The organism is Azospirillum sp., assembly GCF_035627195.1.
Classification (GTDB): domain Bacteria; phylum Pseudomonadota; class Alphaproteobacteria; order Azospirillales; family Azospirillaceae; genus Azospirillum.
Genome location: NZ_DASPMG010000234.1, coordinates 1 through 8320 on the forward strand (window position 1 = coordinate 1; position 8320 = coordinate 8320).

An 8320-nucleotide genomic window follows, 5' to 3' on the forward strand; every position below is an offset into this window, starting at 1 on the left:
GCGTCCTCGACGGCACGGTTGGAGTAGGCGTGGACCTCGACGGCGGCGGGGTCGAGGTGGCGCAGCAGCGGCAGCAGGAACTGGGCGACGGGATGGCGGCCGAGGTCGCCCGAGACCAGCCCCAGGCGCAGCCGGCGCGCCGGGTCGCGCGGGGCGGCCGGCGGCGGCAGCGGCGTCACCCGGCCGCCGCCGTGGCGGGCGTCCCACGCCCGGTGCTCGGCCAGAACCGCCGCCCGGTCCTGGTCGGGAAGGTAGTTGAGGAAGAAAAGATGGGTGCTGTGCGCCTGGGCGCCGCCGGGCAGGGTTTTCAGGGCCTGGGTCAGAAGCTGCCGGACCTCGCCGAGCCGGCCCTGGTGGGCCAGCGACACCGCCAGATTGTTGATGGCCTGCTCGTAGCGCGGATGCAGCGCGATGGCCCGGCGGTAGGGCACCTCCGCGATCTCGAAGCCTCCCACCTGCTGCAGGGCAAGGCCCAGGCAGCAGTGGGCCTCGGCCACTTCGGGCTGGAGGGCGATGGCCCGGCTCAGAAGGGTCAGCGCTTCCAGCTGGTTCGCCTCCACGTCGGTGGCGCTCAGCGCGAATCCCAGGTTGGCCAGCGCCGCCGGGTGGTCGGGCACCTGGTCGAGGGCCTTGCGCAGGCAGGCGATGGCCTCCGCCACCTCGCCGCGCAGCTTGTGCAGACAGGCGAGGTTGTTATAGGCGAGGGCGGAGCGGGGGTCGAGGTCGAGGGCGCGCCGCAGGACGGTTTCGGCCTCCTCCAGGCTGCCGGCGTTGAGCAGCAGCCCGCCCAGGCGGATATGGGCCACCGCGTCCAGGGGGGCAAGCCGCACCGCCTCGCGCGCCCCCGCTTCCTCATGCCGCCCGGCCGCCCCCAACGCGGCCAGCAGGTCCTGGCGGAACTCCGCCTGTTCGGGGCTCAGCGCCACCGCCCGGCGGAAACCCGATACCGCATCGTCGAGATCGCCCTGGGCGCGCATCAGCCGGGCCAAGGCGTGGTGCGCTTCCGCCAGCGTCGGGTCGAGGCCCAGCGCCCGCTCGTACGCCGTTCGCGCGTCGGCCTGCCGGCCCAGCCGTTCGAGGAGCATGCCGAGGAGGAGATGCACCCCGGGCAGCTCGGGCTTGGCGGCCCGCGCCGCCTCGGCCGCCTTCAGCGCCGCCTCATGCCGGTTGAGGCGGGACAGCACCTGGGCGTGGTTGGCCTGGGCCTCGGCCAACCCGGGGATGGCGGCCAGCACCGGGGTGAACAGCCGGTCGGCCTCCTCCAGCCGGCCGGCGAGCATCAGCAGCAGCGCCTTGAGCGCCAGCGTCTCCGCCGTCCGGGGCTCGCGCCGCTCGACCTCGGCCAGGGCCGCCGCGGCCGCGTCCAGCCGCCCCAGCCGGGCCAGCGCCACGGCCTTGAGGCGGTGGCCGGCGGCCACTTCGGGGGCAAGCGCCAGCGCCCTTTCGGCGGCCCGCAACGCCTCGACGTTCCGTCGCGCACCGAGTTGGGCCTGGGCCAACTCGCGCCACAACGCCGCATCGGTGGCGTCGAGCCCCACGGCCCGGTGCAGCAGCCCGACAGCCTCGGCCGCTCGTCCCACCCGCTCGGCCTCCTGCGCCTGGCGGCGCAGCCGCGTCACGGCGTCGAGGGAAGGGGAGAGGAAGGCGTCACTGGAAGAGGCCATGGCCGAAAGCCTGTCGCTGCCGAAATTTTATACTCCTTATGCCGCGAGGAGCCGTCCCGGTAAACCACCGCAGCCGGCGCCGCCCTTCTTTTGCTCATGCCTCGTCTCCGGCCGACGACGGGTGACAGCCTGGGGAGGGGGGGGTAGCATCGGCCGTTGCGGGTAGATTTCCACAGCTTTTGTCCGAAAACCCGGTTCACGAGGCGTGCCGATGATTGTGATTCCGATGGCCGGGGTGTCCCGCCGCTTCGCGATGGCCGGCTACGACCGGCCCAAATACATGCTGGAGGCCCACGGCAAGACCCTGTTCCGCCACGCCGTGGAAAGCTTCCAGGCCCTGTTCGCCGAGGAAACCTTTCTGTTCGTGTGCCGGGACGTGGCCGATACGCCCGCCTTCATCCGCGCCGAGTGCGCGGCGATGGGGGTTGGCCGCTACGAGGTGGTCGGGCTGCACGCGCTGACGCGGGGGCAAGCCGAGACGGTGGCCCTGGGGCTGTCCGGCGCCGGCTGCCCCGACGCAGAGCCCATCCTGGTCTTCAATATCGACACCTTCCGTCCGGGCTTCGCCTGGCCCGGCGACGTGGACCGCGCCGCCGCCGATGGTTACCTGGAGGTGTTCGATGGCTCGGGTCCGCAATGGTCCTACGTCGGTCAGTCCGGTCCCGGTTCCAACCGGGTGGCCGAGACGGCCGAGAAGAGGGAAATCTCCAATCTCTGCTGCACCGGGCTCTACTGGTTCCGCTCCGCCGGCCTGTTCCGCGCCGCCTATGCCGAGCAGCTTGCCCTGGGCCTGGAGCGCGCCGAGGCCGGCGAGCTGTACGTGGCGCCGCTTTACAATTTCCTGATCCGCCGCGGGGCCGATATCCGTTATCACCGCATCCCGCGCGAGGCGGTCATCTTCTGCGGCGTGCCCCAGGAGTACGAGGATTTCCTTCACGCGTCCTGATGACGGAGAGAGCGATGCCGGCGGTATCCTGGCCGGACCTGGAGAGCGTGTGCCACGGCCTGATCACCGGGCGGCTGAAGGCCGTGAGCTGGGGGGCGGGCGGTTCGTTCCGGCTGGCGTTCCACGACTGCCCGCTCAGGCCCGCCTATCTGGTGGACAACGATCCCGCCAAGTGGGGCGGCGAGGTGTTCGGCATTCCCGTCCACCCGCCCGACCGGCTGGCCGGGGAGGACCCGGCGACCACCGTCGTCATCGTCTACTCCGGCTATTTCTTCGGGGCGGAGATCCAGCGCCAACTGGCGGCGATCGGGCCGTTCCGTCACATGGGGCCGTTCGTGCCGACGCTGGCCTTTCCCCAGCTCCGGCGCCTGGGCGCCCTCTGGAGCCAGGACCCGCCGTCCCGCCCCGCGCCCGGCGGCATGGGCATCGTCGTGCAGGGGGGCGTGGCGCCCGAGGCGACCGAGTGGGTGCTGCGCTGGCATCGCCTGCGTCACCCGGCGGCTCCGGTGATCCTCAGCACCTGGGCCGACGGCGACCCCGCCGTGCTCGACCGGCTGGCGCCCTGGTGCGACCGGCTGGTGTTGAGCGGGCGACCGGCCGTGACCGGGCAGGGCAACCGCAACCTTCAGCGGGTCTCGACCCTGGAGGGGCTGAAGGCCGCCCGCGACATGGGCTTGGCCAAGGCGCTCAAGACCCGCACCGACCTTGTGGTGATGGCGCCCCAGGTGCTGGAACGGGCGGCCCGCCTCCAGGCGCTCTACCCCCCGGCCGACGGCGGGCGGAACCGCATCGTGGTGTCGAGCCGCTACACCCAGAAATACATCCCCTACAACATCTCCGATCTCGTGCTGTTCGGCGATGTCGATGACCTCATCCTCGCCTTCTCCGCCCCGCTCGACGAGCGAGTCATCGACATCCACGCGCCGGAATACCGGGCGAAGACGACAGTCCGGCAGTACAGCGCCCAGGCGGCCATCCCCGAGGTCTGGTTCGCCACCCGTTATCTGGAGGCATTGAACGTTGGCACCGAGCGGACGCTGGAGGCTTACTGGCGGGCACTCAAGGATCACTGGATCGTCGTCGACGAGGAGTGGTTCGACCTGTTCTGGCCCAAATACGGCATCGGGCCGGTGACGCGGCAGGCCGATGAAGCGTCGCTCCGCCGGGTGGTGGACCACGCCTTCTGGCAATCCCTGTATTTCGGGCTCGACGTGTCGGCCGACCGGGGGGCGGTCGACCTCGATGCCGTGCGGTTCGACGACTTCTTCCGGCTGGCGCTGGTCGAGCGGGGATTATGATCGGGCGTAGCCCGCCGTCCGCCGCAGGCCGTCCTTGTAGGCGGCGAACGCCCGCCGGCGCTCCGGCGTCGAGTGGTAGGCCAGCGCCGCGTCCAGGCATTCGCCCAGGATGAAGTCGCGGTAGGGGTCCTCGATCCGGCCGGCGAAGATGTCGGCCAGCCAGTCCGAGCTGTTGCAGAAGACCTGGCCGGCGCGGTTGCGGATGAAGCGCAGGTTCTCGAAAAACAGGTCCGGCTCGGTGCAGTTGACGAAGTGGTTGGAGCTGTTGTGCTGGAACCGCTCGCCGTGCATGCCCTTGATCTCGCGAATGATGTCCAGCTTGCCATCGTAATGCGGTCGGCCGACCAGAAAATGGCTGTTCAGGACATACAGGAACAGGGCCACGTATTCCCAGTAGATCTTTTGCGAGAAATTGTAGTCGATGATGGCGTCCCGCGACTCCCGGTAATACTCCGCGTATTGCCAGATTTCCCGGATTTCGTGGCAGATCGGGAAGTCGGCGGTGAAGGCGGAAAGGTATTTGCGGATTTCGGCGGCCGGCGCCGTCTTTTGCAACTCCAGAGGCTCATCGGTGTCGAAGGTTTCGTTGATCTCGTAGCCCATGTCGAAGTTGCACAGCTTCAGCATGTCGTCCCGCCGGCCCATGAAGACCACGTCCGAGATGAAGAACGGCTCGGTGGCCTCGAAATAGGGAACCCAGACGCGGCGCTCGAAGACACGCGGCGCGACCGCGACCGGCGGGGCCGTCCGCACGGCGTCGAACAGCGCCGGGAGCTTTTCGAGCTGCATGTAGACGTCGGGGCGCGTCTTGAACACCCAGTCGCCGGAGTCGGCGGCCAGGAGCCCGCCGTAAAGCTGCTTGGTCTGCTGCATGAAGTTGCCGGCGACCTGGAAGCCGGCCGGCGGCGGCCGGTTGAAGACGATCTCGATCCCGTGACCGCGCATCTGCTGTTCCAGATCGCCGAGCGGGCGCAGCTCGTCCTCCCAGGTGGACAGGATGATCCGGTGCGCCACGCCGGTTTTCACCATGTGGAGGTAGGCTCCCATCATATTTCGGAAGAAGTCGGGATGGCGGATCTGGCCGCACAACAGCAGGGTGATCCGATCCGAGGCGGCCGGACGGGCCGCCGGCGCCGCCGGGGCGCCTTCAAGGCCGGCGGCCTTGCGCCGGAGATGGGCGGCGAGTTCAGGCCGCCCGGTGTGTACTGCCGCCTCGGCCAGCAGGTACAGCGCGCGGCCGTGTCGCGGAAAGGCCTTGAGGATCGTCCGGCACACATGCTCGGCCTCGCCGTATCCGCCCTGCTCCAGGTGCCGGGCGGCGCGGAGGATGGCGTCGTCGACGGAAATCCGGGTCATGCCCGCTCCTCAAGCGCCGCGGTCATGGCGCGGATCGGTTCGTCCAGCCCGTCCCCCGGCGCGGCGAGGAACAGGCGCATCGAGGGATACCAGGGCCGGCGGCCGGTGCCAAGCATCGCCCAGTCGTCGTCCCAGCCGCCGCGCCACACCGCGACGCCAAGAGCGGCGGCGAGATCGCCCACCGAGGTCGGCACGGTGAGCACCAGATCGAGGCCGGACATCAGCGCCGCCAGCCCGTCGAGGTCGTTGGTGAGATCAAGGTCGGGGAAACGGTGGAGCCGGACGCCGAACCGCGCTTCCACCGCCTCGACCTCGGCGTCGTCGGGATCGTATTGCAGCGAAACCGCCTGTACCCCGTCCAAGGCCAGCAGCGGCGCCCAGGCGTCGAGCGGCGGGAAGGGCGACGGCGCGCCGCGCCGGCCGCGCCAGCTCAGGCCGACCTTGAGACCGTCTCCCAAGGCCGCCAGCCGCCGCCGCCACGCCGACACGCGCGCCGGATCGGCGACCAGCGGGGCGGGGGCGTCGGGGAAGTGGGCCAGCGTGGGGCGCAGGTAGCGGGGCAGGGTGCCCGCCGGCACATGCAGGTCGCAGCCGTCCGGCGCGCCGCCGGCCGGGCGGATGTCGGCCGCCGGAAAGGAACGGGTGAACAGCGGCGTCAGACGCGGATCGCACTCCAGGGCGACGTGGCCCGCGCGGGCGATCAGGTCGGGATAGAGGCTGGCGAACATCAGCTCGTCGCCCAGCCCCTGCTCGCGCCACACCAGGATGCGCTTGTCCGCGATATCCTCGCCCCGCCAGGCCGGCAGCGGCAGATCACGCCCCGCCGCCCGCCCCAGCGCGAAGCGCCGGTCGTACGCGGCCCAGCCAGCGGCCAGCAGGCCGTGGCCGAGCAGCGTCAGGGCGCGCAGCCACGGTCCCCAGGCGGGATCGCGCCGCTCGGCCTCGGCGAAAAAGCGCTCGGCCTCGGCCGCGTGGCCCGCCGCCAGCAGGGCGGCTCCGCGCAGGACCCGCATCTGCACCACCATCTTCAACGCGTCGGCGCGCTGCCGGACCACCTCGGTGCGCAGGCCGACCTGCTCGCGCTCCAACTGGTCGATGCGGCCGTGGAAGCCGGCGCGCCCCCACAGCCGCTTCTCGTGGATCAAGGACGGCTGGGCGGCGTGGACCGGCAGGGAGCCCAGGGCGGTGGCGCACTCCATGGCCAGATCGACCACGTCGGCCGCCTCGCGGGTTTCCACCCAGAACGGGCGATCGGGATCGCCCCAGACGTTGCTCCAGTCGCCTTGCAACAGGCGGTTGGCCTCGGCCATGCCCTGGCGCCAGAAGGCGCGGGCTGTCTCGGGCTCGCCCGAGGCCAGGGCCAGATGACCGGCCTTGAGGCAGGCCGACACCGTCTTGGTGCCGAGCGTGGCGCTGAAATCCCGCACGTCGACGGCGGCGCACGCCGCGAAGGCCGTGCGCGCCGCCTCCCGGTCACCGGCCTTGAGCCGGAGCTGCCCCGTGACGTAGTGCAGCGAGGCCCGCCAGCGCCGGGCGTGCGCCGTGGCGTCGGCTGCCGCCAGCCAGCGGGCGACGCGCGCCAGATGGTCCGCCACCGCGTCCCAGGGAGCGTCGCCCCGTTCCAGCAGCCGGTATGCCTGCACGCACAGCGCCGCCCCCTGGTCGGCCGATCCCGGCCGCGCCCCGGTCAACACCCGTTCCGTCCAGGCCTGGAGCAGGCGGGGGTTGTGGACGCGGGAGCCGAGGTTGACCAGGGTTTCGACGACATACGGGTTGTCGTAATCGCGCCACCACGCGCGGACATGGAAGCGCTCGCCGGCGGCGCGGGCCGCCTTCAGGGCGGGATCGATCGCGGCGAACGGGCTTACGACCGCCACCACCATCGCCCAGCCGGCAAGGTCCGGACCGTCGTCGTCGGGGGAGATCTCGGCCGGGGCGGCGGGGGCGCGGCCAAGGAAGAACTGGCGGTCGATGGCCAGAGTGTCGTCGAACAGGCCGCGCACGGCGGGCCAGACCGCCGGTCCATCCACCGGCACCGCCAGCACCAGCCGGCCGCCGGGCCGCACGCTTCGGCGCGCCTGGGCGACCGCCGCCGCCGGATCGGGCGGCGCCACGGCCACCATCACGTCGAAGGGGCCGTCCGCGTGGGCCGGGAAGAACAGGCGCGGGTCGCCGCAGGCATATTGGCGGGTGGCGTAGTCGGCGGCCCCGGCCGGGGACAGGCCGATGACGGCAGCGGCCTGGGTGCGCCGGGCGAGGATGGCGGCGCCCCAGCCGGCGCCGGCTGGGGCGACCAGCACCCGCTGGTCCGCGCCGACGAACTCGGCCGCCAGATGCCATAGCCGCGCCGCGGCATCGGCCCAGGCGTCGTTGGCCCGGAGCCCGTCGGGTTCGGGCGGGGCAAGATGGGGCTCGGGCACCGTTTCGAGGAGCACGACCCGGCGGGCGGCGGCTCCGCCCGGGGTTTCGATCCAGATAGGGGCGTCGGGGTCGTGGGCGGGAACAAGGTGCGGCCAGAGCGGGTGGCGGCGCCATCCCGCGTCGAACGCCCGGGCTTCCCACCCTGTCCGCTCGCCGGCGGCGGCGATGAACAGCGAAGCGCGCGCCACCCGCCGCCACTCGGCCAGCGCGTCGGCGTCCTCGGGAGCGGCGTCGAGGACGATGAGGGTATCGACGGCACCGTCGGCCACCGGCAGGACGGCGGGCGAGCCCTGGCGGAAACGGCCCGGCGCCAGCCGGTTGCCTGCCTGTGCCGTGGCAGCGTCCGTTACGCCGTGGGCGTCCACCCCTTCCAGCAGCAGCGCCCGCACCAGGGGAACGGCGGCGCCCCCGGCCACCAGGACGCGCGCGCCACCGACGCTTTTGAGAACGAGACCGGCCAGTTCCGCCGCTGAGAGGACGTCCGCCATGGATTACAGCGCTTACGGCTCGCGCAGGCCCTCGGCGACGCCGCGCAGCACCGGCCGCAGGAAGTAGCGCAGCACCGAGCGTTCGCCCACCTTGATCTCCGCCGCCGCCGGCATCCCCGGCATCAGCCGGTAGTTGTCCGGCACCAC

General features: G+C 71.7%; 5 protein-coding genes. 2 read left to right on the forward strand and 3 right to left on the reverse strand.

Features of this window, described 5'->3' with window-relative positions; translation table 11 throughout:
- On the reverse strand, positions 1-1664 hold a 1664-nt coding region (locus VED21_RS21225; RefSeq protein ID WP_324885748.1), incomplete at its 3' end, for a tetratricopeptide repeat protein.
- A gap of 211 nt (positions 1665-1875) precedes the next feature.
- Between VED21_RS21225 and VED21_RS21230 the strand changes: the two genes are divergently transcribed.
- Both VED21_RS21230 and VED21_RS21235 read left to right on the forward strand, forming a co-directional pair.
- Positions 1876-2610 carry a glycosyltransferase family 2 protein gene (locus VED21_RS21230; RefSeq protein WP_324885750.1) on the forward strand — a complete coding sequence of 245 codons (735 nt, stop codon included), beginning with the start codon at positions 1876-1878 and terminating at the stop codon, positions 2608-2610.
- 14 nt (positions 2611-2624) lie between these two features.
- A complete protein-coding gene (locus VED21_RS21235) occupies positions 2625-3908 on the forward strand; it encodes a WavE lipopolysaccharide synthesis family protein (protein WP_324885752.1) in 1284 nt (427 codons plus the stop codon).
- Here VED21_RS21235 and VED21_RS21240 read toward each other — a convergent pair.
- Both VED21_RS21240 and VED21_RS21245 read right to left on the reverse strand, forming a co-directional pair.
- Complete coding sequence (locus VED21_RS21240; protein WP_324885754.1) at positions 3903-5264, reverse strand: hypothetical protein; 1362 nt, start codon at positions 5262-5264, stop codon at positions 3903-3905. The two genes, VED21_RS21235 and VED21_RS21240, sit on opposite strands and share 6 nt — an antisense overlap.
- Entirely contained in the window at positions 5261-8173 is a 2913-nt protein-coding gene (locus VED21_RS21245) for a hypothetical protein (protein ID WP_324885756.1), read from the reverse strand. The genes VED21_RS21240 and VED21_RS21245 overlap by 4 nt, the downstream gene beginning before the upstream one ends.
- Between the last annotated feature and the right edge of the window lie 147 nt (positions 8174-8320).

Coding starts and splice junctions, on each gene's coding strand:
- VED21_RS21245 (WP_324885756.1), bottom strand. CDS start 8,173: ATGGCGGACGTCCTCTCAGCGGCGGAACTGGCCGGTCTCGTTCTCAAA.
- VED21_RS21235 (WP_324885752.1), top strand. CDS start 2,625: ATGCCGGCGGTATCCTGGCCGGACCTGGAGAGCGTGTGCCACGGCCTG.
- VED21_RS21240 (WP_324885754.1), bottom strand. CDS start 5,264: ATGACCCGGATTTCCGTCGACGACGCCATCCTCCGCGCCGCCCGGCAC.
- VED21_RS21230 (WP_324885750.1), top strand. CDS start 1,876: ATGATTGTGATTCCGATGGCCGGGGTGTCCCGCCGCTTCGCGATGGCC.